The organism is Variovorax sp. GW821-FHT09B05 (genome assembly GCF_059418265.1).
In genome coordinates this window covers 349,952-374,476 of the sequence record NZ_JBWKPN010000008.1, presented here as the reverse complement: position 1 = coordinate 374,476, position 24,525 = coordinate 349,952, and the positions used below count along the sequence as shown (strand labels likewise).

Sequence of the window (24,525 nt, the reverse complement as noted above, 5' to 3'; positions counted from 1 at the left end):
CGCCCCGCCCCGTTTCGTTCCTACAGTCCACGGGCCGGCATCGGCGCAATCGAAGAAGAAGCAGGAAAGGACGTGGGGCGATGGAGTTCGACTACGTGATCGTCGGTGGCGGCTCCGGGGGCGCCACGCTCGCCGCGCGGCTCAGCGAGGACGCGCGCGTGCGCGTGTGCCTGATCGAGGCCGGCGGCGACGGCCGCGGCATCCTGGTGCGCGCGCCGGCCGCCACGGTGGCGATGCTGCCGGGCCGCCCGCCGATCAACAACTACGCGCTGCGCACCGAGCCGCAGCCGGGCCTGGACGGCCGCCGCGGCTACCAGCCGCGCGGGCGCTGCCTCGGCGGCTCGAGCGCGATCAACGCCATGCTCTACGTGCGCGGCCACCGCGAGGACTACGACGACTGGGAGCGCGCCGGCTGCAGCGGCTGGTCCTTCGGCGACGTGCTGCCCTGGTTCCGCCGCGCCGAGGGCAACCAGCGCGGCGCGAGCCCGCTGCACGGCGCCGACGGTCCGCTGCAGGTGGCCGACCAGCAGACGCCGCGCGCCATCAGCGAGGACTTCGTGCGCGCCGCGGTGCAGTCCGGCGTGCCCTTCAACGACGACTTCAACGGCATCGAGCAGGAAGGCGCGGGCCTCTACCAGGTCACGCAGTTCCATGGCGGCGCGAGGAACGGCGAGCGCTGCTCGGCCGCGGCCGCCTACCTGCACCCGGCGATGACGCGCCCCAACCTCGCGGTGCTCACGCACACGCAGGCGCTGCGCGTGGTGATCGAGCATGGCCGCGCCGTGGGCGTGGAGGTGCGCCGCGGCGGCAACGTCGAGCGCATCCATGCGCGGCGCGAGGTGGCGCTGTGCGGCGGCGCCTTCCATTCGCCGCAGCTGCTGATGCTCTCGGGCATCGGCGATCCCGCGCAGCTGCAGCAGCACGGCATCGCGGTGCAGCAGGCGCTGCCCGGCGTGGGACGCAACCTGCAGGACCACCTCGACTTCATCCTCGCCTACCGCTCGAAGCACCGCGACCTGTTCGGCATCGGCCTCGGCGCGAGCTGGACCCTGCTGCGCCAGGCGCTGCTGTGGCGCAGGACCGGCACCGGCCTGGTCGCCACGCCCTTCGCCGAGGGCGGCGCCTTCGTCAAGTCCTCGCCCGAGCTGCGCCGGCCCGACCTGCAGCTGCACTTCGTGATCGCCATCACCGACGACCATGCGCGCAAGCTGCATGCGGGCTACGGCTTCTCGTGCCATGTCTGCGTGCTGCGGCCGAAGAGCCGCGGCGAGGTGCGGCTGGCCGATGCCAACCCGGCCTCGGCGCCGCGCATCGATCCGCGCTTCCTGTCCGACCCCGAGGACCTCGCGCTGCTGCTGCAGGGCGTGAAGAAGACGCGCGAGATCGTGGAGGCGGCGCCGCTCGCGAAGTACCGCCAGCGCGAGCTCTACACGGCCGATGCGCGCAGCGACGAGGACCTGGTGCGCCAGATCCGCGCGCGCGCCGACACCATCTACCACCCGGTCGGCACCTGCCGCATGGGTGCGCCCAACGACGCGGGGGCGGTGGTCGATCCGCGGCTGCGCGTGCGCGGCGTCGAGGGCCTGCGCGTGGTCGATGCCTCGGTGATGCCGACCTTGATCGGCGGCAACACCAACGCACCCACGGTGATGATCGCCGAGCGCGCGGCCGACTGGATGCGCGGGCCTGCGCGCTTCGCGGCCGAAGCCGATCCGGCTACGCGGGGACAGGCGCCTTCGACGAGCCCCGCACCTGCAACTGCCCCGGCAGCAGCAACTGCCGCGGCGGGCTTTCGAGCCCCCGCAGCCGGTCGATCAGGCAGCTAGCGGCGGCGCGGCCGATGTCGTCGGTGGGCTGGGCCACGGTGCTCAAGCCCGGGCCGATCAGCGAGGCCCATTCGGGATCGTCGAAGCCGACGAAGCCGAGGTCGGCGCCGAACTGCCAGCCCAGCCGCGCCATCGCCTGCGCCACGCGCAGCGTGACGACCGCATTGCCCGCCACCACGGCCGCGCGCCGGCCGCGCCTGGCGCGCTTGCGCAGCGCCGCCAGCGCATCGTCGAGCGCCTGCTGTTCGCCCTCCACGCTCTCGAACACCTCGCCGGCCATGCGCGGCCCGTTCGCGGTCACGCAGGCGCCGAAGGCCGCGGTCCGCTCGCGCCGCGAGCTCACGCCCGCGAGCGGCTCGGTCACGTAGAGCAGCTCGCGAAAGCCGCCCTCGACCAGGTGGTCGCAGGTGGCCTTCATCGCGGCCTCGTTGTCGAGCGAGACGAAGTCGGTGTGCATGCCCGCGTGGCGCCGGTCGACCAGCACCGCGGGCTTGCCGTGCAGCGCGACCGCGTCGAACACGCCGCTGCCGCGGCCCAGGGTGTTGAGGATGAAGCCGTCGACCTGGTAGCCCGCGAGCGCGTCGATGGCCTCGCGCTCGCGTTCGCTCTCGTTGCCGAGGTTGAACAGCATCACGAGGTAGCCGGCGTCCTGGCAGGCCTTCTCGGCGCCGCGCAGCACCGCCACCGAATAGGGGTTGGTGATGTCGGCCACGATCAGGCCGATGAGCCGCGAGCGGCCATGGCTCAGCGCCTGCGCCATCGGGCTCGGCGAATAGGCGAGCTGCGCGATCGCGGCCTCGACGCGCGCCGCGATGTCGGGGCTCAGCAGCCGCTCGCGGTGGTTGAGGAAACGCGAGACCGTGGCCTTGGAGACGCCCGCGGCCTGCGCCACGTCGGCGATGGTGGCGCGGCCCGTGGGTTTCATGCGCTGGCCGTGTCGTAGGGCGCGGTCGGCCTCTCCCCGGCCAGCACCTGCAGCAGGTTGGTGGTCGCGAGCTCGGCCATCGCATGCCGGGTCTCGTGCGTGGCCGAGCCGATGTGCGGCAGCGGTGTCACGCGCGGATGGGTGCGCAGCGGCGAATCGGCGGGCAGCGGCTCCTTGGCGAACACGTCGAGGCCGGCCGCGCGCAGCGTGCCCTTGTCGAGCGCGTCGAGCAGCGCCTGCTCGTTCACGGTCGCGCCGCGGCCGCCGTTGATGAAGGCGGCGCCGGGTTTCATGCGCGCGAAGAAGGCGGCGTCGGCCATGCCGCGCGTGGCCTCGGTCAGCGGCAGCATCGCGAGCACGATGTCGGCGCGCGCCAGCAGCTCGTCGAGCGGCGTGTGCGTGGCCCGGCCCTGCAGCTCGGGCGCCTGCGCGGCCAGGTCGACCGCGCGGCGCGCGTGGTAGAGCACCGGCATGCCGAAGCCCAGGGCGGCGCGGCGCGCCACGGCCTGGCCGATGCGGCCGAAGCCGAGGATGCCGAGCGTCTTGCCGTGCACGTCGGTGCCGAACAGGTCCTCGCCGATGTTCTTCGCCCAGCGGCCCTCGCGCACCAGGGTCGAGAGCTCGACCACGCGGCGCTGCGTGGCCATGAGGATCGCGAACATGGTGTCGGCCACGGTCTCGGTCAGCACGTCGGGCGTGTGGCACAGCACGATGTTGCGGCGGCGCAGCTCGGTCAGCGGGTAGTTGTCGACACCGACCGAGACGCTCGAGATCACCTCGAGCCGCGGCGCCGCGTCGAGCATCGAAGCATTGAAGTTGACGCTCGAGCCGATCAGGCCCTGCGCGGCCGGCAGCGCGGCCGCGAAGGCCTCGGGCGACTGGCGCGCGTCGGCCACGACGACCTCGTGCGCGGCCTGCAGGCGCGCGAGCTGGTCCTCGGGCAGGGTGCGGAAGACGAGGACGTTCTTGCGGGAGGAAGACGAAGAGGAAGCCATGGCGCTCACAGCCCCGCCGCTTCGAGTTCGGCCCGCGTCGGCAGGCCCTCGGTGTCGCCGAGCACCTGCACCGCGCGCGCGCCGATCCAGGCGCCGCGGCGCACCGCCTCGGGCACGCTGCGGCCCTCGAGCAGCGCGCTGACCACGCCGGCCGCGAAGCCGTCGCCCGCGCCCACGGTGTCGATCACTTCCTTCACGGGGAAGCCCGCGACGCGGCCGGTGCCGGCCACGTCGCTGTCGTAGTAGGCGCCCTCGGCGCCGAGCTTCACCACCACCAGCTTCGCGCCGCGCTCGCGGTAGAAGCGCGCCACGTCCTCGGGCTGGTCGTGGCCGGTGAGCAGCAGGCCCTCCTCGATGCCGGGCAGCACCCAGTCGGCGCGCGCGGCCAGCTCGTTGATCCAGTGGCGCATGGTCTCCTTCGAGGACCACAGCGTCGGGCGCAGGTTGGTGTCGAAGGAGATGGTGCGGCCCGCGGCGCGCATCACGTCCATCGAACGCAGCGCGGCCTGCAGGCTGGTCTCGGAGATGGCCGCGAACACGCCCGTGGCATGCAGGTGGCGCGCCGAGCGCAGCCAGGGCTCGTCGATGTCGGCCGGGCCCATGTGGCTCGCGGCCGAGCCCTTGCGGTGGTATTCGATCGGCGGGTCGCTGCCGTCGGTGACGCGGCCCTTGAACTGGAAGCCGGTGCGCTGCGTGGCGTCGGCGATCACGTGCGAGCAGTCGATGCCCTCGGCGCGCATCGCATTGAGCAGCGCGCGGCCCATCGAGTCGGTGCCGAGCCGGCTGGCCCAGCCCACCTTCAGGCCCAGGCGCGACAGGCCGATGGCCACGTTGGTTTCGGCGCCGGCGGTGCGCTTGTGGAAGGACTGCGCATCCTCGATCGGCCCCGGCCGGTCGGCCACGAGCAGCAGCATGGCCTCGCCGAACAGGGCGACGTCGAAGGCGGTGGGTTCTGTCATCGGTGTGAGTGGTTTCGCTACGCGCGCGCGGCGCGGATGAAGTCGATCTGCGTGCGGACGACGGCCTCGAGGTCGTCGCCCACGAGCGGGTATTCGATGGCGTGCGGCACGTCGGCCGGCAACGCGCGCAGCACGGCGCGCCAGGGTGCCACGGAGTCGCCCAGCGGCACCGCCACCCACTTGTGCGGCAGGCGCTGCGCGCCCTTGCAGTGCACGTAGCGCACGCGCTGGCCGAGCGCCTGCGCGGCCAGCAGCGGGCATTCGCCGACCCAGTGCCAGTTGCCCATGTCGAAGGTCATGCCCAGCGACACGCCCGCGCGATCGGCGGCTTCGAAGAAGGCCTGCAGCGCGGGCACGGTGCCGGCGCGCACGCTCTGGTCGTTCTCGATCACGAGCTCGACGCGGGTCTCGGCCAGCTCGACCTTCAGGCCCCAGAGCGAGCCGTGCGAGGACGGCTGGAAGTCGCCGATCGACATCTTCAGCCGCTTCGCGCCCACGCGCGTGGCGGCCGCGATGCCGCGCTTGAGCGCGGCGCTGTCGAGCCAGCCGCCCTGGGCCCAGAGGCCCTCGGGGCTGGAGTAGACCGAGGCCAGGCCGTTGAGCGCCGGCAGTTCGGTCTCGGCGTCGCGCAGCATCTCGCCGCGCACCTCCACCGAATCGGCGCCCGCGCGCTTCGACAGCTGCGAGCACCAGAGCTGGCCATGGCGTCCCACCTCGGCCGCGCCGAAGGAGGACAAGGAAATCAGGACCTCGAAGGACATCAGTGGGCCTGGTGCGAGCTGAGGATCTGGCCCAGGAACTGCCGGGTCTTCTCGTTCTGGGGATTGCCGAAGAATTCCTCGGGCGGCGCCTGCTCCACGATCTTGCCCTCGGCCATGAAGATCACGCGGTCGGCCACGCTGCGCGCGAAGCCCATCTCGTGCGTCACGCACAGCATGGTCATGCCGTCCTCGGCCAGGCCGATCATGGTGTCGAGCACTTCCTTCACCATCTCGGGGTCGAGCGCGGAGGTGGGCTCGTCGAACAGCATGATCTTGGGCGTCATGCACAGCGCGCGCGCGATCGCCACGCGCTGCTGCTGGCCGCCCGAGAGCTGGCTCGGGTACTTGTGGGCCTGCTCGGGAATGCGCACGCGCGTGAGGTACTTCATCGCCACCTCCTCGGCCTGCGCCTGCGTCATGCCGCGCGAGCGCATCGGCGCCAGCGTGCAGTTCTGCAGGATCGTGAGGTGCGGGAACAGGTTGAACTGCTGGAACACCATGCCGACCTCGGCCCGCACCGCGTCGACGTTCTTGCCGCCGGCCGTGAGCTCGATGCCGTCGACCTCGATGCGGCCCTTCTGCACCGTCTCGAGGCGGTTGATGCAGCGGATCAGCGTCGACTTGCCCGAGCCCGAGGGCCCGCAGATCACGATGCGCTCGCCCGCGCGCACGCTGAGGTCGATGCCGGTCAGCACCTGGAAGTCGCCGTACCACTTGTTGACGGCTTCCATGCGGATGATGGGGTCGGTCATGAGGTGTTCCGCTCCCGGCTTACTGCATCTTCGGCAGGTCGGCCTGCAGCCACTTCTGGTAGAGCTTGTTGAGCTCGCCATTGGCGGTGTTCTTGGCCACGAAGTCGTTGACGGCCTTGGTCAGTTCGTCCTGGCCCGGGCGCATCGCGATGCCCATCGATTGCTGGACCAGCGTGAACTTGTTTTCGTAGGTGCCGGCGGGCACGCGCTTGGCGATCTGGGCGGCCACGGTCACCGAGCAGCCGATGGCGTCGACCTGGCCCGAGATCAGCGCCTGCATGGCCGACGCGTCGTCGTCGAAGCGGCGGATCTCGGTGCCTTCGGGCGCGGCCTTGGTCACGGCCACGTCCTGGGTCGAGGCACGGGCCACGCCCACGCGCAGGCCCTTGAGGTCGCCGGCGGCCTTGATCGGGGTCTTGGTCGCGCCGTACAGCACGATGGTGGCGGCCGCGTAGGGCTGCGAGAACTGCACCTGCTTCGCGCGCTCGGGCGTGATGGCCAGCGAGGCGACCAGCAGGTCGACCTTGTTGGTCAGCAGGAAGGGAATGCGGTTCGGGCCGGTCACCGGCACGATGTTGGCCTTCACGCCCCAGTCCTTGGCCAAGAGCTTGGCCACGTCGGCGTCGTAGCCGTCGGGCTGGTTCTTCGCGTCGGTGGTGCCGTAGGGCGGGAAGTCGACCAGCATGCCGATGGTGATCTCGCCCTTCTTCTTGATGTCGGCCACGCTCTGCGCCGAGGCGAAGGGGGCGAACACGGTGAGGGCGGCTCCGAGGCCGAGGGCTGCGATCGCTGCGCGGCGGGTGGTGGTGCGGGTCATGGGATGTGTCTCCTGAAAAAAGAAAGGAAGCGACGGAAAAAACGAAAGCGACGGGGAAGATGGCGAACAGGGAAATCAGCGGGCCAGCGCGCGAGCGCGCTTGCGTTCCATGCGCGCGGCCAGCAGCGACAGCGGCCAGCAGATGACGAAGTAGATGGCGGCCACCACCGAGAACACGATGAGCGGCTGGAAGGTGGCGTTGTTGACGATCTGGCCGGCGCGCGTGACCTCGACGAAGCCGATGATGGCCGCGAGCGACGTGCCCTTGATGATCTGCACCAGGTAGCCCACGGTGGGCGCGAGCGCGATCCTGAAGGCCTGTGGCAGCACCACGTCGCGCATGCGCGCGCTGTAGTTGAGGCTCAGCGCCTGCGCCGCCTCCCACTGGCCGCGCGGGATGGCCTCGATGCAGCCGCGCCAGATCTCGCCGAGGAAGGCCGCGCTGTTGAGCACCAGCGCCACGCCCGCGGCGACCCACGGGTTGATGTCCAGCCCCAGCACCGGCGCGCCGAAGAACACCAGGAACAGCTGCAGCAGCAGCGGCGTGCCCTGGAAGATCTGGATGAAGGTGGTCGAGACGCCGCGTGCCCACGCCGATTCGGACGTGCGCATGAGCGCGATCGCGAGCCCCAGGATCGCGCCGCCCACGAAGGCGATGGCCGACAGCGCGAGCGTCCATTGGGCCGCTTCGAGGATGAACAGGAATTCGGGAAAGCCGAAGGTGCGCATGGTGTGATGGTCTCCGTCGGTCGACGCTTACCGGCGGTCCGGGTAGTTGAGCGTGCGCTTGTAGATCAGCTTGAACATCGCCGAGAAGGCGAGCGCCAGCGCGAGGTAGATGGCCGCGACCACGATGTAGATCTCGAAGCTGCGGAAGGTCTGCGACTGCAGGTTGGCGGCCACCGAGGTCAGGTCGTCGGCCGAGATCACCGAGACCACCGCCGAGCTCAGCATCAGCAGGATGAACTGGCTGGTGAGCGCCGGATAGATGGCCTTGAGCGCGGGCTTGATGATGATGAAGCGGAAGATCTCCCAGGACTTGAGGTTGAGCGCGCGGCCCGCCTCGATCTGGCCCTTGGGAATGGATTCGATGCCGGCGCGGATGATCTCGGTGGCGTAGGCGCCGAGGTTCACCACCATCGCCACCAGCGCGGCCGTCTGCGGCGACCAGCGCAGGCCGATGGCCGGCAGCGCGAAGAAGAAGAAGAACAGCTGCACCAGGAACGGCGTGTTGCGGATCACCTCGATGTAGGCGTTGATCACGAAGCGCAGCCAGCCCGGTCCCGAGGTCTTGCCCCAGGCGCAGAAGATGGCCACCACCAGCCCGAGCACGGTGGCGACCAGCGACAGCTGGACGGTGATCCACGTGCCCTTGAGCAGCAGCGGCCAGGCGGCGAAGACGGCGTCGAATTGAAACTGGTAGTTCATGGTCCGGCTGCGGCGCGGGTGTACGCGCACAGTGGAAAAGCAATGCTTGCAGCTTATATGAAACCGGTTTCACGATGACCGAGGGATTACCCTAGTCGGTCTTTGCGGGGGGCCGCTGCCTACACTTCCGCGATGCTCACACCCCTGGCCGACCCCACGACCGCGCAGCTGGACGACATGGCCGAAGACCCCGGCGCCACGCTCGCCGAGACCTCCGCCCATGCCCCCGCCGTGAAGCACCTGCGCCAGGCCCTGCTGTGGCCCGTGCGGCTGATGCCGGTGCGCGATGCCAAGTCCGCGCACCAGGCGCCCTGGCACCTGCTGCGCGAGATGGGCGAAGCCTCGCCCTGGCGCGAGGAGATCGACGAATACACGGGCGACAGCAGCCGCTTCCACCAGCGCCACTACAACGAGTTCGTGAGCTTCCTGCCCTATGTGCAGCGCTTCCTCTACGGCGAGGGACGCTCGCGCGCGCAGGCCGGCGGCCCCGGGACGGGCAGCGACGGCGACTCGCCGATGCGCATCTTCCGCCGCCACGACATCGCCGCGGTGCGCGTGGTCACGCGCGCCGGCGAGGCACCGATCACGCTCGAGGTGGTGCACTGCGACCTCTACTTCTTCTTCGACGTCGACGTGGTGCTGCTGAACCTCGAGGTCGGCGTGAACGACCTGAGCCTGGCGCAGGCGCAGGAGCTGCTCTACCGCTTCGGCCGCGCCTATCCCGCGGGCTGGGATGCCGAGGGCGGCGCGCTGCACTGCATGGCCAGCGTCGAATGGCTGGCGGCCGACGGCCGCGTGCTCGCCAGCTCCGACGCGCAGCACAGCGAGGCCTTCATATCGCACGTGGCGCAGCACCGCGCGCCGCGCATCGCGGCCCATTGGGCCTACCTGATGCAGCCGCTGGTGAGCGACCATTCGGAGGACAAGGGCGCGCTGCGCTACCGGCAGATCGAGTACTACCGCATGCCGGTGATGGCCTACCTGTCGCTCGACGATCCGAAGCGGCTCACGCGCAACGACTTCATCCGCCTCGGCCTGGTCACGGGCGCGGGCGAGGCCGAGGCGGCGCTCGCGGGACGCCAGGACCACCTGCCCTATGCCGATCACCACCTGGCCGACTTCGAGAGCCGCTACTGCTACGACCGCTTCTGGGTCGATGCCGGCGCGGCCCCCCACACGCGCTACCTGTGCAACGGCCATGCGCTGATCGTGGTGGGCGACGCGCGCTCCGAGTTCTTCTGCTGCCGCGACCGCGGCGTGCTCGCGCAGTTCCGCCACCAGCACTTCCTGCTGTTCCTGATCGCGCACTTCCAGAAGGCCTCGCTGCTGATGTTCTCGGACCAGCTGGTGGAGGCGCTCAAGCGGCTGGACATCCGCAGCACGCCGAGCGTGAAGCGCTTCAAGCGCGCGATCCGCGCGAGCTTCGAGCGCTTCCTGCGCTTCACGCACCGCTATTGGTTCCACGAGATCTCGGAACAGGCGCAGGTGCGCGCGCTGTCGCACCTGTGCGCCACCCACCTCGGGCTCGATCCGCTCTACGACGAGGTCAAGGAGCGCATCGCCGACATGAACACCTACCTCGACGCCGACAGCCTGCGGCGCCAGGCCAACACCGTGGTGCGGCTCACGGTCGTGACCCTGTTCGGCCTGATCGGCACCATCACCACCGGCTTCCTCGGCATGAACCTGCTGGCCGAGGCCGAGGCGCCGCTGTGGCGCAAGGCGATCTGGTTCGGCGTGGTGCTGGTGTTCACGACCTGGCTCACGGTCTACACCATGGTCAAGTCGCAGCGGCTGTCGGACTTCATCGACGTGCTGTCGAACGACCGCATGAGCTTCCGGGAGAAGCTCGGGGCGCTGGTGCGGGTGTGGCGGCCCGGGGCCGACTGAAAACGGGATTGGGCAGCCGGACTTCTGGACGCAGAGGGCGCGAAGGATTCGCGAAGGACGCGAAAGGAAACCAGAAGACCTTTTTGAATTCTTTCGCGTCCTCTGCGTAACCTTCGCGTCCTCTGCGTCCGGCTGTTCGCTTTCCTTTCAGCCGTCGAAGGACACATCGGCGCTGTCGACCGCGCGGATCGGCACGCCGAAGCTCGTGATGTCCGCCAGCGTGGCGTTGTGGTGGGCGCGGATCCGTGCGCCCGTGGCATGCGGCTTGTCGTGCGAGGTGTGGGCATCGGCCGCGAGCGTCACCTCGTAGCCCAGCCCGGCCGCGCGGCGCACCGTGGTGTCGACGCAGAACTCCGACGAATAGCCGCAGACCACCACGCGCTTCACGCCGCGCTCCGAGAGCCAGGCATCGAGCGGCGTGCGCAGGAAGGAATCGGGCGTGGTCTTGCGCAGCCGCGCGTCGCGCGTGTCGGTGTCGAGCGCGCCGGCGAGCTGCCAGCGCTCGGAGTCGAACACCAGGTCGACCTCGTTCTCGTGCTGGATGAAGGCCACCGGCACGCCGGCCGCGCGGGCACGCTCGGTGAGCGCGTTGATGCGCTCGATCACCGCGGCGGCTTCGTGCGGACGCGGGGCGTCGTCGACGAGGCCGCGCTGCATGTCGATGACGAGGACGGCGAGAGTCATGGGGAACCCTTTCTGGTGCGCGGGACGGCAGGGCCGAAGGATCGCACAGGACGCGCCAATGCCCCTGCCCGGCGAATGTTTCTGACGTTGAAACCATTGCCCGCGCACCCGCCGCTAAGCTCGCGCCGCCCGCAGAACCACACAACACCTGCCATGACCGACCCCAACGCTCCTTCCCTTTCGCAGCGCCTGCGCAGGCGCGCCACCGCCGCCTTCGCGGCCGCCTGCGCGCTGCTGGCCGGCTGCAGCAGCAACAGCGGCTGCGAGGTCCGCTACGACGCCTCGCCGCAGTTCAAGGGCTGCACCTTCGAGAACATGGACAACCCCGACGTGCTGCCCAACCAGAGCACGTGGAAGATCTGGACCCGCTTCTTCTTCGAGACCAAGACCGACTCGGTGCCCACCGATGCGATCCCCGTGAAGCCGCTGACGCCGGCGGCGCTGGCCGCGCTCGATGCGCAGGCCAACCACGTGGTGCGCCTGGGCCATTCCTCGCACCTGCTCAAGCTGCGGGGCAAGTACTGGCTGATCGACCCGGTGTTCGGCGAGCGCGTGTCGCCGTTCTCGTTCGCGGGACCCAAGCGCTTCCACCAGCCGCCGATCGCGCTGCAGGACCTGCCGCCGATCGAGGGCCTGATCCTCTCGCACGATCACTACGACCACCTCGACGTCTACACCATCGAGTACCTCGCGAAGCGGGTGCAGCACTACTTCGTGCCGCTGGGCGTGAAGGCGCGGCTGGTCGCGATGGGCGTGCCGCCCGAGCGCATCAGCGAGCTCGACTGGTGGCAGGGCGGCGAGCACGACGGCGTGAAGCTCACGGCCACGCCGGCGCAGCATTTCTCGGGCCGCTCGCTGACCGACCGCGGCCGCACGCTGTGGGCCTCGTGGGTGGTGCAAAGCGGCGAGCAGCGCATCTTCTACAGCGGCGACTCGGGCTACTTCCCGGGCTTCAAGCAGATCGGCGAGCGCTTCGGCGGCTTCGACCTCGCGCTGATGGAGAACGGCGCCTACGACGCCTACTGGCCCGCGGTCCACATGACGCCCGAGCAGAGCGTGCAGGCCTTCGAGGACCTGCGCGGCAAGGTGCTGTACTCGGTGCACAACAGCACCTTCGACCTCGCCTTCCACAGCTGGCACGACCCGCTGGACCGCATCGCGAAGCTCACGCAGGAGCGCAAGATCGAACTGGCCACGCCGGTGATCGGCGAGGTGCTGACGGTGGGCCAGGCGCGCACCAACGTGCGCTGGTGGGAAGGCCTGAAGTAACGAGGGGGCGTAGCGAGCGGCTAGCCGCGCTCGCGCCGCTCGCGCGCGCGGCGCTGCTGGCGCGTCTCGAGCGCCTGCGCCGCCACGCGGTCCTTCGCGCGCTTCTTCTCGGCGCGCTTGCCGCGGAAGTGCCGGCCCACGAGAAAGCTCCCGATGCCGGTCACGATCGCGATGACGAAGCCGATGGTGCTGATGTCGAGGCCGCCCATCAGAGCACCCGCACGATGCTGGTCGGCTTGAAGCCCAGGTCGGCCGCCTTGCCCTTGCGCGCGCGGGCGCCGCGCGCGTTGTTGAGGGTGCGGATCTCGAGCGTCTCGTCGCGCTCCTTGCCGCCGCGGCCGATGCCCTCGATCTTCACGCTGCGCGTGTAGGCCGCGGCACCCGCGAGGGTGTCCTTGGGCTCGAGGTCGATCAGCGTGAGGCCGCGGCCGCCCTTGGGCAGGCTCTTGAGCTCGGCGATCTCGAAGGTCAGGATGCGCCCGCCCGTGGAGGCGCAGGCCACGTGCGTGGCCAAGGGCATCGGCTCGGCGCCGCCGGCACCGCCCACCAGCGAGGGCCGGCACAGCTGCTCGCCCTCGCCCACGTCGATGAAGGCCTTGCCGCCGCGCTGGCGCGACATCATGTTCTCGACCGTGGCGATGAAGCCGTAGCCGCCCGAGTTGGCCAGCAGCAGGCTGGCCGCGACCGGGCCCGCGAAGTAGTGCGTGACATGCGTGCCCGCATCGAGCTCGATCAGCGTGGTGACCGGCTGGCCGTCGCCGCGCGCGCCCGGCAGCGAGGCCACGGGCACGGTGTAGACGCGCACGCTCTTGTCCTTGGCGCTGCCGAACACCAGCAGCGTGTCGACGCTGCGGCATTCGAAGGCGCCGTAGAGCGAGTCGCCCGACTTGAAGCTGTACTCGGGCGCCGCGGCGCCGTTGCCCGCGGCCTTCTCGCTGGCCCAGCCCTTCTGCGCGCGCACCCAGCCCTTCTGCGAGACGATCACGGTGACCGGTTCGTCGACCACCTTGACCTCGGCCACGGCGCGCTTCTCGGCCTGGATCAGCGTGCGGCGCGGGTCTTCGAAGGTCTTGGCATCGGCCTCGATCTCCTTGACCAGCAGGCGGCGCAGCGCCGCGGGGTTGCCGAGAATGTCCTCGAGCTTCTTCTGGTCCTCGCGCAGGTTCTTGAGCTCCTGCTCGATCTTGATGGCTTCGAGCCGCGCCAGCTGGCGCAGGCGGATTTCGAGAATGTCCTCGGCCTGGCGATCGCTGAGGTTGAAGCGCGCGATCAGCGCGGCCTTCGGTTCCTCGGCGGCGCGAATGATCGCGATCACCTCGTCGATGTTGAGCAGCACCAGCTGCCGCCCCTCGAGGATGTGGATGCGGTCCAGCACCTTGTCGAGCCGGTGCCGCGAGCGCTTCTCGACGGTGATCTCGCGGAACGCGATCCACTCGTTGAGCATCTGGCGCAGCGACTTCTGCGTCGGCTTGCCGTCGATGCCCACCATCGTGAGGTTGATCGACGACGAGGTCTCGAGCGAGGTCTGCGCCAGCAAGGTGGTGATGAACTCCTCCTGGCTGATGCGCGAGGTCTTGGGCTCGAACACCAGGCGCACGGCGGCGTCCTTGCTCGACTCGTCGCGCACCACGTCGAGCACCGAGAGCATCGCGGCCTTGACCTGGGTCTGCTCGGTGCTCAGCGCCTTCTTGCCGGCCTTGACCTTGGGGTTGGTGATCTCCTCGATCTCCTCGAGCACCTTCTGCGTGCTCACGCCCGGCGGCAGCTCGTTGACCACCAGCTGCCACTGGCCGCGCGCGAGGTCCTCGATCTTCCAGCGCGCGCGCACCTTGAGCGAGCCGCGGCCGCTGCGGTAGGCATCGGCGATGTCGCCCGCGCTGCTGATGATCTGCGCGCCGCCCGGATAGTCGGGGCCGGGCACGATGGCGAACAGCTCTTCCTCGCTGAGCTTGCCGTTCGACTTGATCAGCGCCACGCAGGCATCGGCGATCTCGCGCAGGTTGTGGCTCGGGATCTCGGTGGCCAGGCCGACCGCGATGCCGCTGGCGCCATTGAGCAGCGTGAACGGCAGCCGCGCGGGCAAGAGGCGCGGCTCCTCGGTGCTGCCGTCGTAGTTGGGGATGAAGTCGACCGTGCCTTCGTCGATCTCGTCGAGCAGCAGGCTGGTGATGCGCGCGAGGCGCGCCTCGGTGTAGCGCATGGCCGCGGCGCCGTCGCCGTCGCGGCTGCCGAAGTTGCCCTGGCCGTCGACCAGCGGATAGCGCTGCGAGAAGTCCTGCGCCATGCGCACCAGCGCGTCGTAGGCGGCCTGGTCGCTGTGCGGATGGAAGCGGCCGAGCACGTCGCCGACCACGCGCGCGCTCTTCACGGGCTTGGCGCCCACGGTGCCGTTGGTGCCGCCGAAGCCCAGGCCCATGCGCGACATCGAATAGAGGATGCGCCGCTGCACCGGCTTCTGGCCGTCCGACACGTCGGGCAGCGCGCGGCCCTTGACCACGCTCAGCGCGTATTCGAGGTAGGCGGTCTGGGCATAGTCGGCGAGCGTGAGCGAGGTGCCGTCGCCGCCGTTGTTGTCGTCGCCGGGAGGCAGGAGATCGAGCGGGGGTTGGGAGTCCATGAAAGAGCGGGTGAGAAAACGAAAAAAGAAGGGGCGACGAAGGCGCTCAGCCCAGCGTGAAGGCCTCGTGCACCGCCGACTGCACCGAGCCGCCGAGCACGGCGCCACCGCCGGCCACGTAGATCCAGTCGCCGATGACGGCGGCACCGACGGCGTGGCGCGGCGTGGTCATGGGCGCATGGCGCTGCCAGCTGTCGGCCACCGGATCGTAGCTTTCCATCTGGCCGAAGACCTTGGCCTGGCGCGGCACGCCACCGACGAGGAAACCGCCCTCGCCGCCCATGGCGAAGAAGCGGTCGCGATAGACCACCAGGCCATGGCCCGAGCGCGCGGTGGGCAGCGGCGAACGCGGCTCCCAGGTGTCGCGCGCGGGAAGGTAGACGTGGTGCAGGTCGGTGTTGTATTCGAAGGTGTTGAAGCGGCCGCCGACCACGTGGATCAGGCCGCCGTGCGCCACGCAGCCCACGTGGTCGCGCGCGCCGGGCAGCGGCTTGCGCGCGCTCCAGCGGTCGGCCTTCGGGTCGTAGACCTCGTGCCAGCCCACGCTGGCGCGTTCGGCCGCGGGCTCGGAGGCGCCGCCGATCAGGTGCAGCTGCCCGTCGAGCACCACCGCGGCGGCCGCGCCGCGCGGGCGCGGCAGCGGCGCGATGGCGCTCCAGCGGTTGGCCGCGATCTCGTAGACGTAGGCGTTCGTGTCGGAGCGCCGGTTCTGCTCGACGAAGCCGCCGAGCGCATAGACCCGGCCGCCATCGGCCGCCACGGCCACGTGGTTGGCGCCGCGCGGCAGCGGCGCGCCGTCGAGCCAACGGTCGGCCTGCGGGTCGTAGATGTGGTGGTAGTCGCGGTTGACCGCGCCCTCGCCGTAGCCGCCGACCACGTGCATGCGGCCCTGCGCGGCCGTGGCCCAGGCCATCTCGCTGCGCGGGATCGGCAGCGCCGCGCGCGCCGCCCAGCGCCCCTGCGGGCCGCGCGGCGCGGGGCTGTCGGTGACGCGCTGCGCCTCCTGCTCGGGCGTCATGTGATGCGGCACGCCGCCCTGCAGCCGCGCATAGGGCTCGGCCGAGGACGGCACGGGCTGCGGCGCCGCGTGCGAAGCCGGATGCTGGGCGCGCGCGGCGCCGCTCAGCGCGGCGGCGCCGGCCAGGACGAAATCTCGGCGTTGCATCGCGGTCTCCTCGTTCTTGGGATGGTCGGGGCGGGCGAAGGCGCTCGCTCGCGGGACGCCGTGCTCACGAGAGCGGCGCGGCGGATCGCTCGCCGGCATCGGCCGCGGGCGGCGCGGCCGACTCGGGCACGGCCGGCATCGCCGGCAGGCCGCGCGGCGAATCCGGGGGCATGTTGCCGCGGCCGATCGCGCCGCCGGCGGGCACCGTCATCTCCATGCGGATGCGCCCCGGCGTCTTGCCGCCGCGCAGGCTGCCGCCCCGGGCCACCGAGGGCTTGAGGTAGGCATAGAGCTGCAGCACCGTCTGCACGTAGTTCTGCGTTTCCTTGTAGTTCGGGATCTTGTTGCCCGCGCGCTGCACCGCGCCCTCGCCCGCGTTGTAGGCCGCCAGCGCCAGCTCGATCTGGCCCGGGAACATCGCGATCAGGTCGCGCAGGTAGTGCGAGCCGGCGGCGATGTTGATGCGCGGGTCGAACAGCTTCTTCTCGAGGCTCGCGCGCTGGTCGCCCGCCACGCCGTAGCGCTGCGCGGTGCCGGGCATGAGCTGCATCAGCCCGCGCGCACCCTTGGGCGAGACGGCCTGCGCGTCGAAGCCCGACTCGGTGGCGATCAGCGCCTGCAGCAGCTCGTAGTCGATCGCATGCTTGTTCGAGGCATCGCGCAGCGCGCTCTTGGCGATCTTGTAGCTCGGCGAGGCCTCGAACATGGCCAGCAGCGTCTGCGAGGCCGGCGACACCTTGCCATCGAACTTGCCGTCGAGCTTGCGGTCGCCGCGGCCCAGGCGGCCGAGCGGCGAGATGCCCTGCGTGGTGTCGAAGCTCTGGCCGTCGCGGAAGAACACCTGGTAGCGCTCGTCGACCTTCTCGGCCGCGAAGTGCGCCACGCCGTTGGCGTCGATGTAGCCGTAGACGTCAGCTGCGCGCGCCGGCCCCTGCAGCGCGAGCAGCAGGAAGGCCAGGAGCAACGAAGGCTTGAGGAGAGACATGCGGGGTGGAATCAAACATCGATGTCGACGTCGTCGGCGCGCAGTTCCATCAATTCGCGCCGCGCCGCCGCTTCGCCCTTGCCCATGAGCTTGGTGATCTCGCCCTGGGTGGCGCTGAAGTCGAAACGGCCCAATTGGACCTGCATCAGGCGCCGGGTGTCCGGATTGAGCGTGGTTTCCCACAATTGTTCCGCGCTCATTTCGCCCAGGCCCTTGAAGCGGCTGATGCTCCAGGCGCCTTCGCGCACGCCGTCCTTGCGCAGCTTGTCGAGCGTGGCGGTCAGTTCGCCCTCGTCGAGCGCATAGACCTTGGAGGCCGGCTTCTTGCCGCGCGCGGGCGCGTCGACCCGGAACAATGGCGGCTTCGCGACATACACGTGGCCGGTTTCGATCAGCTTCGGGAAGTGGCGGAAGAACAGCGTGAGCAGCAGCACCTGGATGTGCGAGCCGTCCACGTCGGCATCGGAGAGGATGCAGATCTTGCCGTAGCGCAGGCCGCTGAGGTCGGGCGTGTCGTCGGGGCCGTGCGGATCGACGCCCACGGCCACCGAGATGTCGTGGATTTCGGTGTTGGCGAACAGCCGGTCGCGCTCGACCTCCCAGGTGTTGAGCACCTTGCCGCGCAGCGGCAGGATGGCCTGGCTTTCCTTGTCGCGGCCCATCTTGGCGCTGCCGCCGGCCGAGTCGCCCTCGACCAGGAAGACCTCGTTGTGGCTGATGTCCTTGCTCTCGCAGTCGGTCAGCTTGCCGGGCAGCACGGCCACGCCCGAGCCCTTGCGCTTCTCGACCTTCTGGCCCGCGCGCTGGCGCGTCTGGGCGGCCTTGATCGCCAGTTCGGCGAGCTTGCGGCCGTAGTCGACGTGCTGGTTGAGCCACAGCTCGAGCGCCGGGCGCACGAAGCTCGACACCAGCCGCACCGCGTCGCGCGAGTTCAGGCGCTCCTTGATCTGGCCCTGGAACTGCGGATCGAGCACCTTGGCGCTCAGCACGTAGGAGGCGCGCGCGAACACGTCCTCGGGCAGCAGCTTCACGCCCTTGGGCAGCAGCGAGTGCAGCTCGATGAAGCCCTTGACCGCCGTGAACAGGCCGTCGCGCAGGCCGCTCTCGTGCGTGCCGCCGGCGCTGGTGGGAATCAGGTTGACGTAGCTCTCGCGCACCGGCTGGCCGTCCTCGGTGAAGGCCACGCACCAGTCGGCGCCCTCGCCCTCGGCGAAGTTGTCGGCGTTCTTGTCGGCATGGCCGCTGCCTTCGAACAGCGGGATCACCGGATCGCCGTTGAGCGTCTGCATCAGGTAGTCGCTCAGGCCGCCCTTGTAGAGCCACTGCTGCGTTTCCTTGGTCTTCTCGTTGACCAGCGTGACGCTCACGCCGGGCATCAGCACCGCCTTGCTGCGCAGCAGGTGGGTGATCTCGCCCATCGGCAGCGCGACGGTCTCGAAGTACTTGGCGTCGGGCCAGGCGCGCACCGTGGTGCCCTGCTTGCGCTCGCCGGCCTCGAGCTTGCGGACCTCGAGCGCCTCGATCACGTCGCCGCCGCTGAAGGCCAGCCTGGCGACCGAGCCTTCGCGGTGCGTCGCCACCTCGAGCCGCTTCGACAGCGCATTGGTCACCGACACGCCCACGCCGTGCAGGCCGCCCGAGAAGCTGTAGGCGCCGCCCGAGCCCTTGTCGAACTTGCCGCCCGCGTGCAGCCGGGTGTAGACCAGCTCGATCACGGGCGCCTTCTCTTCGGGATGCAGGCCGAACGGGATGCCGCGGCCGTCGTCCTCGATGCTGACCGAGCCGTCGGCGTGCAGCGTGACCTTGATCTTCTTGCCGTGGCCCGCGAGCGCTTCGTCGGCCGCGTTGTCGAGCACTTCCTGGATGATGTGCAGCGGGTTGTCCGTGCGGGTGTACATGCCCGGGCGCTGCTTGACGGGCTCGAGGCCCTTGAGCACGCGGATCGAGCCTTCGGAGTAGCCGGAGGCGTCGGAGGAACTGGTTGGAGTCTTGGGGGGAGTCGCCATGGGGGCGGATTGTAGTCAGTCGCCGCCAAACAACTGGATGCCCGTACAGGACAGCCCTCGTGCGCGGCGGCAAGCTCGGGGAGCGCCAGCGCGCGAAGCGGGTCCGGCATGGGGCGCGATGCCCGCCGGACCCGGGAAATGCAGGCCTTACTTGGCGGCTGCGACCGTGCCGGTGTAGCTCAGCGATTGCAGCTCGGCCTTGGCCTTGTCGGCCGACTCGAGCTCGACGACGATGCGCCCGACCATCAGGCCCATGCTCGGCGAGGTGCGCAGGTACTTGATCTCGTTGGGCGCGAGCGTGAAGCTGGCGGTCTTCTCGGTCTCGGTCGCGGCCGCCGCCACGTAGTTGCCGGCCGGCCGGTCGACGTAGAAGAAGCCGCCCGGCTTGGAGGTGCCGACCACCGTGTCGTTGAGACGGATGTCGGGCTGGATCGCGGCGCCGAACATCGAGGACGAACGGAAGAAGTAGATGCGGCCCTCGCCGGCCTTGACGCTGGGCATCGAGGCGGCCATGTCCTGGTACTTGACGCCGCTGGCGCAGCCCGCGGCAAGCACGACGACGGCCGCGAGCGCGGCGAATTTCAGAACGGTTCTTCTCACGGTTGAGTTCCTTTTGGAAGTTGTACTGGGGGATCGAGCAGGGAGAAGCGCGCCTCGGCAGGCAGGTAGAAGCCTTGCAGCACGCCATTGCGAACGACCAGCCAGGCCTCGTGGACCTGCTGGCCTTCGATGCTGAACACGAGATCGACGGGGCGGTACACGGAGCCTTCGCTCAGGCGCCCGGCCGGCACCCAGCGGCTGCTGGCGGGGATCTGGCGTCCGTAGCCGGTCGGCAGGCGAATCTCCAGCGGCGCGGTGAAACGCAGGTCCGCCGGTTTGCTCGATGGATCCACCGCCGAGAGCTGGGTCGGCACGCTGCGCACCGCGGGTGCGCAGGCGGGAAGCAGGCTTGCCGCCGCGGCGGTGGCAAGGATGGCCAGCAACGCACGCAGGGCGCGGCGGTTCGTTCGCTCCATGGGAATCCCTCCCCTCGTCTTTTTGTGTTGCCCGCAAATGTAATCAATTGCGACCAAAAATTTCTATACGGCAGCATGAAATATTTCCGCTTTGATGCCGTTCCGGCATTGAAACGCCGCCGATAAATCATCAATGGCTGTCGCCGGCGGCGCGCATGCCAAAGCCGGCTCTTGGCTACAGTCGCCGCATGCAATCGCCTTCCACTCCCACCCTCTCGATCAGGCAGGTGCTGTTCTGCGGCGCCATGATCGTCACGCTCTCGATGGGCATCCGCCATGGCTTCGGGCTCTGGCTGCAGCCGATCACGCAGGCGCAGGACTGGAGCCGGCAGACCTTCTCGTTCGCGCTGGCGATACAGAACCTCTCGTGGGGCATCTTCGGGGTGTTCGCGGGCATGCTGGCCGACCGCTTCGGCGCGTTCCGGGTGCTGATCGGCGGCGCGGTGTTCTATGCGCTGGGCCTGCTGGGCATGGCGCATTCGCCGACGCCGCTGCTGTTCACGCTGAGCGCCGGCCTGCTGATCGGCGCGGCCCAGGCCGGTACCACCTACGCGGTGATCTACGGCGTGATCGGGCGGCAGATCCCGGCCGAACGGCGCTCGTGGGCGATGGGCGTGGCGGCCGCGGCCGGCTCCTTCGGCCAGTTCCTGATGGCACCGGTCGAGGGCCGGCTGATCGGCCAGTTCGGCTGGCAGACCGCGCTGGCGGTGGTGGCCGTGCTGGTGCTGGTGATCGTGCCGCTGGCCTTCGGGCTGCGCGAGCCGCGGCGCGAAGCGGCGGCCGCGCAGCGCGAGCAGTCGGTGCTGCAGGCCGTGGGCGAGGCCTTCCGCTACCCGAGCTTCGGCCTGCTGATGGCCGGCTATTTCGTCTGCGGCTTCCAGCTCGCGTTCATCGGCATCCACATGCCGACCTACCTGCGCGACAAGAGCCTGCCGGCCGACGTGGCCGGCTATGCGCTGGCGCTGATCGGCCTGTTCAACGTGTTCGGCACCTACACGGTGGGGCTACTGGGCCAGAAGCTCGCCAAGCGCAAGATCCTGGCCGCCATCTATTTCGCGCGGGCGGTGTCCATCGCGCTGTTCCTCGTGGTGCCGACCTCGCCGCTGAGCGTCTACCTGTTCTCGGCCGCGATGGGCTTCCTCTGGCTCTCGACCGTGCCGGCCACCAACGCGATCGTGGCGGGCATCTTCGGCGTGGCCCACCTCTCGATGCTCAGCGGCTTCGTGTTCCTGAGCCACCAGGTCGGCTCCTTCCTCGGCGTCTGGCTCGGCGGCTACCTCTACGACACCACGGGCAGCTACGACGTGGTCTGGTATCTCGCGATCGCGCTCGGCGTGTTCGCGGCGCTGGTCAACCTGCCGGTGCGCGAGAGCGCGATCGCGCGCCCGGTGGGCCGGCCCGCCGCGCACGCGGGCTGATACGCGGGCTGAGCCGGGATCACAATGGCGGCCATGACACCCCTCTCGCGCCAACGGCTCGCACGCACCGGCTGGTTCGCCGCCGCGGCGCTGGCGCTGGCGGGCGTGTTCAGCCTCTACACCCACCCCGAATTCGCGGTGATGCTGGTCGACCAGATCTGGTCGTGCTTCTGACCGATCGCGCGCCCGGCGGGCGCAAGGCGCCATGAAAGATGTAACCAATCCCCCTTCTCCGCTCCACGGGCTGTCGGCGCCCTCGGAATGGATCGTGCGCTGGAGCCACCTGCTCGCGCCGGGCACCACCGTGCTCGACGTGGCCTGCGGCGCCGGCCGCCACATGCACTGGTTCGCGCAGCGCGGCCACCCGGTCACGGGCGCCGACCGCTCGCCCGAAGCCGCCGCCGCGGCAGCCGCCTTCGGCGCGGTCGTCACCGCCGACATCGAGGACGGCCCCTGGCCCTTCGCCGGCCGGGGCTTCGGCGCGGTCGTCGTCACCAACTACCTGTGGCGGGCGCGGCTGCCCGACATCGTCGCGGCCGTCGCGCCCGGCGGCGTGCTGCTCTACGAGACCTTCGCGGCGGGCAACGAGAGCGTGGGCAAGCCCTCGCGGCCCGACTTCCTGCTGCGCCCGGGCGAGCTGCTGGCCGCCTGCGACGGGCTGCGCGTGGTGGCCTACGAGGACGGTTTCCTGAGCGAGCCGGCCCGCTTCGTGCAGCGCATCGCGGCGGTCCGGGCGCCCGCTGCCGCGGCGGACCTGCCGGCGCGCCATCCGCTGAAGGCCGCCTGACCACCCCCTCGGGACCCGGGGCCGCCCGGGTGGCGGGCAGGGGGTGCGCTATTAGAATGCGTGCTTTCGTCCACGACAAAGAGATTCCCCCTTGGAGCAACTCACAGGCAGCATCGTCGCGCTGGCCACGCCGATGCACGACGACGGCAGCGTTGACTATCCCGCGCTGCGCCGGCTGATCGACTGGCATATCGACGAAGGCACCGACTGCCTCGGCGTCGTCGGCACCACCGGCGAATCGCCCACGGTCGACGTGGAAGAGCACTGCGAAATCATCCGCGTGTCGGTCGAACAGGCCCGGGGCCGCGTGCCCGTCATGGCCGGCTGCGGCGCCAACTCGACCAAGGAAGCGATCGAGCTCGCCAAGTTCGCCAAGGGCGTGGGCGCCAATTCCCAGCTCCAGGTCGTCCCCTACTACAACAAGCCCACGCAAGAGGGCCAGTACCAGCATTTCAAGGCCATCGCCGAAGCCGTGGGCGACCTGCCCACCGTGCTGTACAACGTGCCCGGCCGCACCGTCGCCGATATGGCCCACGGCACCGTGCTGCGCCTGGCCCAGGTGCCCGGCATCATCGGCATCAAGGAAGCCACCGGCAACATCGAACGCGCCCAGTGGCTGATCCGCGACCTGCCCGAGCGCTTCGCCGTCTACTCGGGCGACGACCCGACCGCCGTGGCGCTCATGCTGTGCGGCGGCAAGGGCAACATCAGCGTCACGGCCAACGTGGCGCCGCGCAAGATGCACGAGCTGTGCGTGGCCGCGCTCGCGGGCGACGTGAAGCGCGCGATGCAGATCCAGTTCGAACTGATGCCGCTGCACCGCAACCTGTTCGTCGAACCCAATCCGATTCCGCTCAAGTGGGCCATGTCCCGCCTCGGCCTCTGCGGCGGTGCGCTGCGGCTGCCGCTGACCGAGCTCTCCGAGGCCAGCCGTCCGGCGGTCGAGGCCGCGCTGCGCGCGACCGGGCTGCTCAAGGACTGATGCGCGCCACCGCGCCCTCGCCACCTCCACATTCCCTCCACGATCTTCTTTTACCCTGCCGCGTCCGAGGTTAAGCAACCTTTTGCCTGAACCGAGCTCAGAACGGGCGGGCACAGCGGCCCATCGATTGACCGAACCATTCCAACAAGGAAGACGACGTTGAAGTACCTCTCGCGATTCGCACTCCTGGCCCTCGTCGCCAGCCTCGCCGCCTGCTCCGTTCTCGAGAGCGACAAGATCGACTACAAGAGCGCCGGCAAGGCCCCGACGCTCGAAGTGCCGCCCGACCTGTCGCAGCTCTCGCGTGACAACCGCTACAACATCCCCGGCGGTGCCGTGACCGCCAATGCCTACCAGACCGGCGTCGCCAACGCGCCGGGCGTGCCCACCGCCGTCTCGAACCTCGGCGACGTGCGCCTGGAACGCACCGGCACGCAGCGCTGGCTGGTCGTCAACCGCTCGCCCGACCAGCTCTGGGAGCCGGTCAAGGACTTCTGGCAGGAAAGCGGCTTCCTGCTGACCACCGAGCAGCGCAACCTCGGCATCATGGAAACCGACTGGGCCGAGAACCGCGCCAAGCTGCCGCAGGACATCATCCGCGGCACGCTGGGCAAGCTGGTCGACTCGATCTACTCCACCGGCGAACTCGACCGCTTCCGCACCCGCATGGAACGCACGGCGAACGGCACCGAGATCTACATCAGCCACCGCGGCATGCAGGAGGTCTACACCAACACGCGCCAGGACCAGACCGTCTGGCAGCCGCGTCCCTCCGACCCCGAGCTCGAAGCCGAATTCCTGCGCCGCCTGATGGTCAAGCTCGGCGTCTCGCAGGAGCAGGCCAAGCAGGTCGCGGCCACCGCCGCCGCAGCACCGGTGCAGACCGCCCGCGTGGCCAACGTCGGCGGCCAGCCGATCGTGCAGCTCAGCGACGGCTTCGACCGCGCATGGCGCCGCGTCGGCCTCGCGCTCGACCGCACCGGCTTCACGGTGGAAGACCGCGACCGCAGCGCCGGCGTCTACTTCGTGCGCTACGTGCCGCCGAACCCCGACAAGAAGGAGCCCGGCTTCTTCGGCAAGCTGTTCAGCTCGAGCAAGACCGAGTCGCCGCTCAAGTTCCGCATCCTGATCAAGAGCCAGGGCGAGAGCAGCACGGTGTCGGTGCAGAACGAAGCCGGCGCGCCCGAGACCTCGGCCAATGCCGAGCGCATCGTCAAGGTCATCGCCGACGACCTGAAGTAAG

Annotated in this window: 24 protein-coding genes; 8 read left to right on the top strand and 16 right to left on the bottom strand. The window is 69.8% G+C overall.

Features of this window, described 5'->3' with window-relative positions:
* Positions 1-80: 80 nt before the first annotated feature.
* The gene (locus AC07RM_RS22645; RefSeq protein ID WP_495335944.1) at positions 81-1,826 is read left to right on the top strand and encodes a GMC family oxidoreductase; all 1,746 of its coding nucleotides are present in this window, start codon (positions 81-83) and stop codon (positions 1,824-1,826) included.
* Here AC07RM_RS22645 and AC07RM_RS22640 read toward each other — a convergent pair.
* The 8 genes from AC07RM_RS22640 to AC07RM_RS22605 all read right to left on the bottom strand — a co-directional run bounded on the left by AC07RM_RS22640 (position 1,717) and on the right by AC07RM_RS22605 (position 8,463).
* On the bottom strand, positions 1,717-2,751 hold the full coding sequence (locus tag AC07RM_RS22640; RefSeq protein WP_057595376.1) for a LacI family DNA-binding transcriptional regulator: 1,035 nt from the start codon (positions 2,749-2,751) through the stop codon (positions 1,717-1,719). The two genes, AC07RM_RS22645 and AC07RM_RS22640, sit on opposite strands and share 110 nt — an antisense overlap.
* On the bottom strand, positions 2,748-3,746 hold the full coding sequence (locus tag AC07RM_RS22635; RefSeq protein ID WP_495335943.1) for a 2-hydroxyacid dehydrogenase: 999 nt from the start codon (positions 3,744-3,746) through the stop codon (positions 2,748-2,750). Before AC07RM_RS22635 ends, AC07RM_RS22640 begins: the two co-directional genes overlap by 4 nt.
* A gap of 5 nt (positions 3,747-3,751) precedes the next feature.
* Complete coding sequence (locus AC07RM_RS22630) at positions 3,752-4,705, bottom strand: sugar kinase (protein WP_479670285.1); 954 nt, start codon at positions 4,703-4,705, stop codon at positions 3,752-3,754.
* 17 nt (positions 4,706-4,722) lie between these two features.
* The gene (locus tag AC07RM_RS22625; RefSeq protein WP_495335942.1) at positions 4,723-5,466 is read right to left on the bottom strand and encodes a sugar phosphate isomerase/epimerase family protein; all 744 of its coding nucleotides are present in this window, start codon (positions 5,464-5,466) and stop codon (positions 4,723-4,725) included.
* Positions 5,466-6,218, bottom strand: a complete 753-nt coding sequence (locus AC07RM_RS22620; protein WP_495335941.1) for an amino acid ABC transporter ATP-binding protein — start codon at positions 6,216-6,218, stop codon at positions 5,466-5,468. The genes AC07RM_RS22625 and AC07RM_RS22620 overlap by 1 nt, the downstream gene beginning before the upstream one ends.
* A gap of 19 nt (positions 6,219-6,237) precedes the next feature.
* Positions 6,238-7,035 (bottom strand): transporter substrate-binding domain-containing protein, encoded by a 798-nt coding sequence (locus tag AC07RM_RS22615; protein ID WP_057595381.1) that lies wholly within the window; start codon positions 7,033-7,035, stop codon positions 6,238-6,240.
* Between the two features lie 75 nt (positions 7,036-7,110).
* Positions 7,111-7,764, bottom strand: coding sequence for an amino acid ABC transporter permease (locus tag AC07RM_RS22610; RefSeq protein ID WP_057595382.1), 654 nt, complete (start codon positions 7,762-7,764; stop codon positions 7,111-7,113).
* A 27-nt stretch (positions 7,765-7,791) separates the two neighbouring features.
* Positions 7,792-8,463 carry an amino acid ABC transporter permease gene (locus AC07RM_RS22605; protein ID WP_057595383.1) on the bottom strand — a complete coding sequence of 224 codons (672 nt, stop codon included), beginning with the start codon at positions 8,461-8,463 and terminating at the stop codon, positions 7,792-7,794.
* A 177-nt stretch (positions 8,464-8,640) separates the two neighbouring features.
* Here AC07RM_RS22605 and AC07RM_RS22600 point away from each other — a divergent pair, with 177 nt between their 5' ends.
* On the top strand, positions 8,641-10,353 hold the full coding sequence (locus AC07RM_RS22600; RefSeq protein ID WP_495335971.1) for a hypothetical protein: 1,713 nt from the start codon (positions 8,641-8,643) through the stop codon (positions 10,351-10,353).
* 147 nt (positions 10,354-10,500) lie between these two features.
* Here the strand turns inward: AC07RM_RS22600 and AC07RM_RS22595 are convergent, their stop codons facing one another.
* Complete coding sequence (locus tag AC07RM_RS22595) at positions 10,501-11,037, bottom strand: cysteine hydrolase family protein (protein ID WP_495335940.1); 537 nt, start codon at positions 11,035-11,037, stop codon at positions 10,501-10,503.
* Between the two features lie 153 nt (positions 11,038-11,190).
* Here AC07RM_RS22595 and AC07RM_RS22590 point away from each other — a divergent pair, with 153 nt between their 5' ends.
* Complete coding sequence (locus tag AC07RM_RS22590) at positions 11,191-12,306, top strand: MBL fold metallo-hydrolase (RefSeq protein ID WP_093354686.1); 1,116 nt, start codon at positions 11,191-11,193, stop codon at positions 12,304-12,306.
* A 20-nt stretch (positions 12,307-12,326) separates the two neighbouring features.
* Here the strand turns inward: AC07RM_RS22590 and AC07RM_RS22585 are convergent, their stop codons facing one another.
* The 7 genes from AC07RM_RS22585 to AC07RM_RS22555 form a co-directional block, all read right to left on the bottom strand.
* Complete coding sequence (locus tag AC07RM_RS22585) at positions 12,327-12,515, bottom strand: hypothetical protein (RefSeq protein WP_093354683.1); 189 nt, start codon at positions 12,513-12,515, stop codon at positions 12,327-12,329.
* Positions 12,515-14,923 (bottom strand): DNA topoisomerase IV subunit A, encoded by a 2,409-nt coding sequence (gene parC / locus AC07RM_RS22580; protein WP_495335939.1) that lies wholly within the window; start codon positions 14,921-14,923, stop codon positions 12,515-12,517. Before parC ends, AC07RM_RS22585 begins: the two co-directional genes overlap by 1 nt.
* A gap of 46 nt (positions 14,924-14,969) precedes the next feature.
* The gene (locus AC07RM_RS22575) at positions 14,970-16,088 is read right to left on the bottom strand and encodes a Kelch repeat-containing protein (RefSeq protein ID WP_431509495.1); all 1,119 of its coding nucleotides are present in this window, start codon (positions 16,086-16,088) and stop codon (positions 14,970-14,972) included.
* A gap of 64 nt (positions 16,089-16,152) precedes the next feature.
* A complete protein-coding gene (locus tag AC07RM_RS22570; RefSeq protein WP_495335938.1) occupies positions 16,153-17,073 on the bottom strand; it encodes a lytic transglycosylase domain-containing protein in 921 nt (306 codons plus the stop codon).
* 11 nt (positions 17,074-17,084) lie between these two features.
* A complete protein-coding gene (locus tag AC07RM_RS22565) occupies positions 17,085-19,079 on the bottom strand; it encodes a DNA topoisomerase IV subunit B (RefSeq protein ID WP_296777294.1) in 1,995 nt (664 codons plus the stop codon).
* A 147-nt stretch (positions 19,080-19,226) separates the two neighbouring features.
* Positions 19,227-19,679, bottom strand: a complete 453-nt coding sequence (locus tag AC07RM_RS22560) for a DUF2846 domain-containing protein (RefSeq protein WP_093354670.1) — start codon at positions 19,677-19,679, stop codon at positions 19,227-19,229.
* Complete coding sequence (locus AC07RM_RS22555) at positions 19,676-20,095, bottom strand: hypothetical protein (RefSeq protein WP_296794180.1); 420 nt, start codon at positions 20,093-20,095, stop codon at positions 19,676-19,678. Before AC07RM_RS22555 ends, AC07RM_RS22560 begins: the two co-directional genes overlap by 4 nt.
* Positions 20,096-20,283: 188 nt before the next feature.
* Between AC07RM_RS22555 and AC07RM_RS22550 the strand changes: the two genes are divergently transcribed.
* The 5 genes from AC07RM_RS22550 (at position 20,284) to bamC (ending at position 24,524) form a co-directional block, all read left to right on the top strand.
* Positions 20,284-21,513, top strand: a complete 1,230-nt coding sequence (locus AC07RM_RS22550; protein ID WP_296777288.1) for an MFS transporter — start codon at positions 20,284-20,286, stop codon at positions 21,511-21,513.
* A 33-nt stretch (positions 21,514-21,546) separates the two neighbouring features.
* On the top strand, positions 21,547-21,687 hold the full coding sequence (locus tag AC07RM_RS22545; protein ID WP_172705632.1) for a hypothetical protein: 141 nt from the start codon (positions 21,547-21,549) through the stop codon (positions 21,685-21,687).
* Between the two features lie 31 nt (positions 21,688-21,718).
* Positions 21,719-22,300, top strand: coding sequence for a class I SAM-dependent methyltransferase (locus AC07RM_RS22540; RefSeq protein WP_495335937.1), 582 nt, complete (start codon positions 21,719-21,721; stop codon positions 22,298-22,300).
* Positions 22,301-22,391: 91 nt separating this feature from the next.
* The gene (gene dapA, locus AC07RM_RS22535) at positions 22,392-23,282 is read left to right on the top strand and encodes a 4-hydroxy-tetrahydrodipicolinate synthase (protein ID WP_495335936.1); all 891 of its coding nucleotides are present in this window, start codon (positions 22,392-22,394) and stop codon (positions 23,280-23,282) included.
* Between the two features lie 159 nt (positions 23,283-23,441).
* Positions 23,442-24,524, top strand: coding sequence for an NlpB/DapX family lipoprotein (gene bamC, locus AC07RM_RS22530; RefSeq protein ID WP_093354660.1), 1,083 nt, complete (start codon positions 23,442-23,444; stop codon positions 24,522-24,524).
* Position 24,525 lies beyond the last annotated feature (1 nt).

Excerpts from the sequence above, each read along its gene's own strand:
- AC07RM_RS22645 (WP_495335944.1), top strand. The coding sequence starts at position 81 with ATGGAGTTCGACTACGTGATCGTCGGTGGCGGCTCCGGGGGCGCCACG.
- AC07RM_RS22640 (WP_057595376.1), bottom strand. The coding sequence starts at position 2,751 with ATGAAACCCACGGGCCGCGCCACCATCGCCGACGTGGCGCAGGCCGCG.
- AC07RM_RS22635 (WP_495335943.1), bottom strand. The coding sequence starts at position 3,746 with ATGGCTTCCTCTTCGTCTTCCTCCCGCAAGAACGTCCTCGTCTTCCGC.
- AC07RM_RS22630 (WP_479670285.1), bottom strand. The coding sequence starts at position 4,705 with ATGACAGAACCCACCGCCTTCGACGTCGCCCTGTTCGGCGAGGCCATG.
- AC07RM_RS22625 (WP_495335942.1), bottom strand. The coding sequence starts at position 5,466 with ATGTCCTTCGAGGTCCTGATTTCCTTGTCCTCCTTCGGCGCGGCCGAG.
- AC07RM_RS22620 (WP_495335941.1), bottom strand. The coding sequence starts at position 6,218 with ATGACCGACCCCATCATCCGCATGGAAGCCGTCAACAAGTGGTACGGC.
- AC07RM_RS22615 (WP_057595381.1), bottom strand. The coding sequence starts at position 7,035 with ATGACCCGCACCACCACCCGCCGCGCAGCGATCGCAGCCCTCGGCCTC.
- AC07RM_RS22610 (WP_057595382.1), bottom strand. The coding sequence starts at position 7,764 with ATGCGCACCTTCGGCTTTCCCGAATTCCTGTTCATCCTCGAAGCGGCC.
- AC07RM_RS22605 (WP_057595383.1), bottom strand. The coding sequence starts at position 8,463 with ATGAACTACCAGTTTCAATTCGACGCCGTCTTCGCCGCCTGGCCGCTG.
- AC07RM_RS22600 (WP_495335971.1), top strand. The coding sequence starts at position 8,641 with ATGGCCGAAGACCCCGGCGCCACGCTCGCCGAGACCTCCGCCCATGCC.
- AC07RM_RS22595 (WP_495335940.1), bottom strand. The coding sequence starts at position 11,037 with ATGACTCTCGCCGTCCTCGTCATCGACATGCAGCGCGGCCTCGTCGAC.
- AC07RM_RS22590 (WP_093354686.1), top strand. The coding sequence starts at position 11,191 with ATGACCGACCCCAACGCTCCTTCCCTTTCGCAGCGCCTGCGCAGGCGC.
- AC07RM_RS22585 (WP_093354683.1), bottom strand. The coding sequence starts at position 12,515 with ATGGGCGGCCTCGACATCAGCACCATCGGCTTCGTCATCGCGATCGTG.
- parC (WP_495335939.1), bottom strand. The coding sequence starts at position 14,923 with ATGGACTCCCAACCCCCGCTCGATCTCCTGCCTCCCGGCGACGACAAC.
- AC07RM_RS22575 (WP_431509495.1), bottom strand. The coding sequence starts at position 16,088 with ATGCAACGCCGAGATTTCGTCCTGGCCGGCGCCGCCGCGCTGAGCGGC.
- AC07RM_RS22570 (WP_495335938.1), bottom strand. The coding sequence starts at position 17,073 with ATGTCTCTCCTCAAGCCTTCGTTGCTCCTGGCCTTCCTGCTGCTCGCG.
- AC07RM_RS22565 (WP_296777294.1), bottom strand. The coding sequence starts at position 19,079 with ATGGCGACTCCCCCCAAGACTCCAACCAGTTCCTCCGACGCCTCCGGC.
- AC07RM_RS22555 (WP_296794180.1), bottom strand. The coding sequence starts at position 20,095 with ATGGAGCGAACGAACCGCCGCGCCCTGCGTGCGTTGCTGGCCATCCTT.
- AC07RM_RS22550 (WP_296777288.1), top strand. The coding sequence starts at position 20,284 with ATGCAATCGCCTTCCACTCCCACCCTCTCGATCAGGCAGGTGCTGTTC.
- AC07RM_RS22545 (WP_172705632.1), top strand. The coding sequence starts at position 21,547 with ATGACACCCCTCTCGCGCCAACGGCTCGCACGCACCGGCTGGTTCGCC.
- AC07RM_RS22540 (WP_495335937.1), top strand. The coding sequence starts at position 21,719 with ATGAAAGATGTAACCAATCCCCCTTCTCCGCTCCACGGGCTGTCGGCG.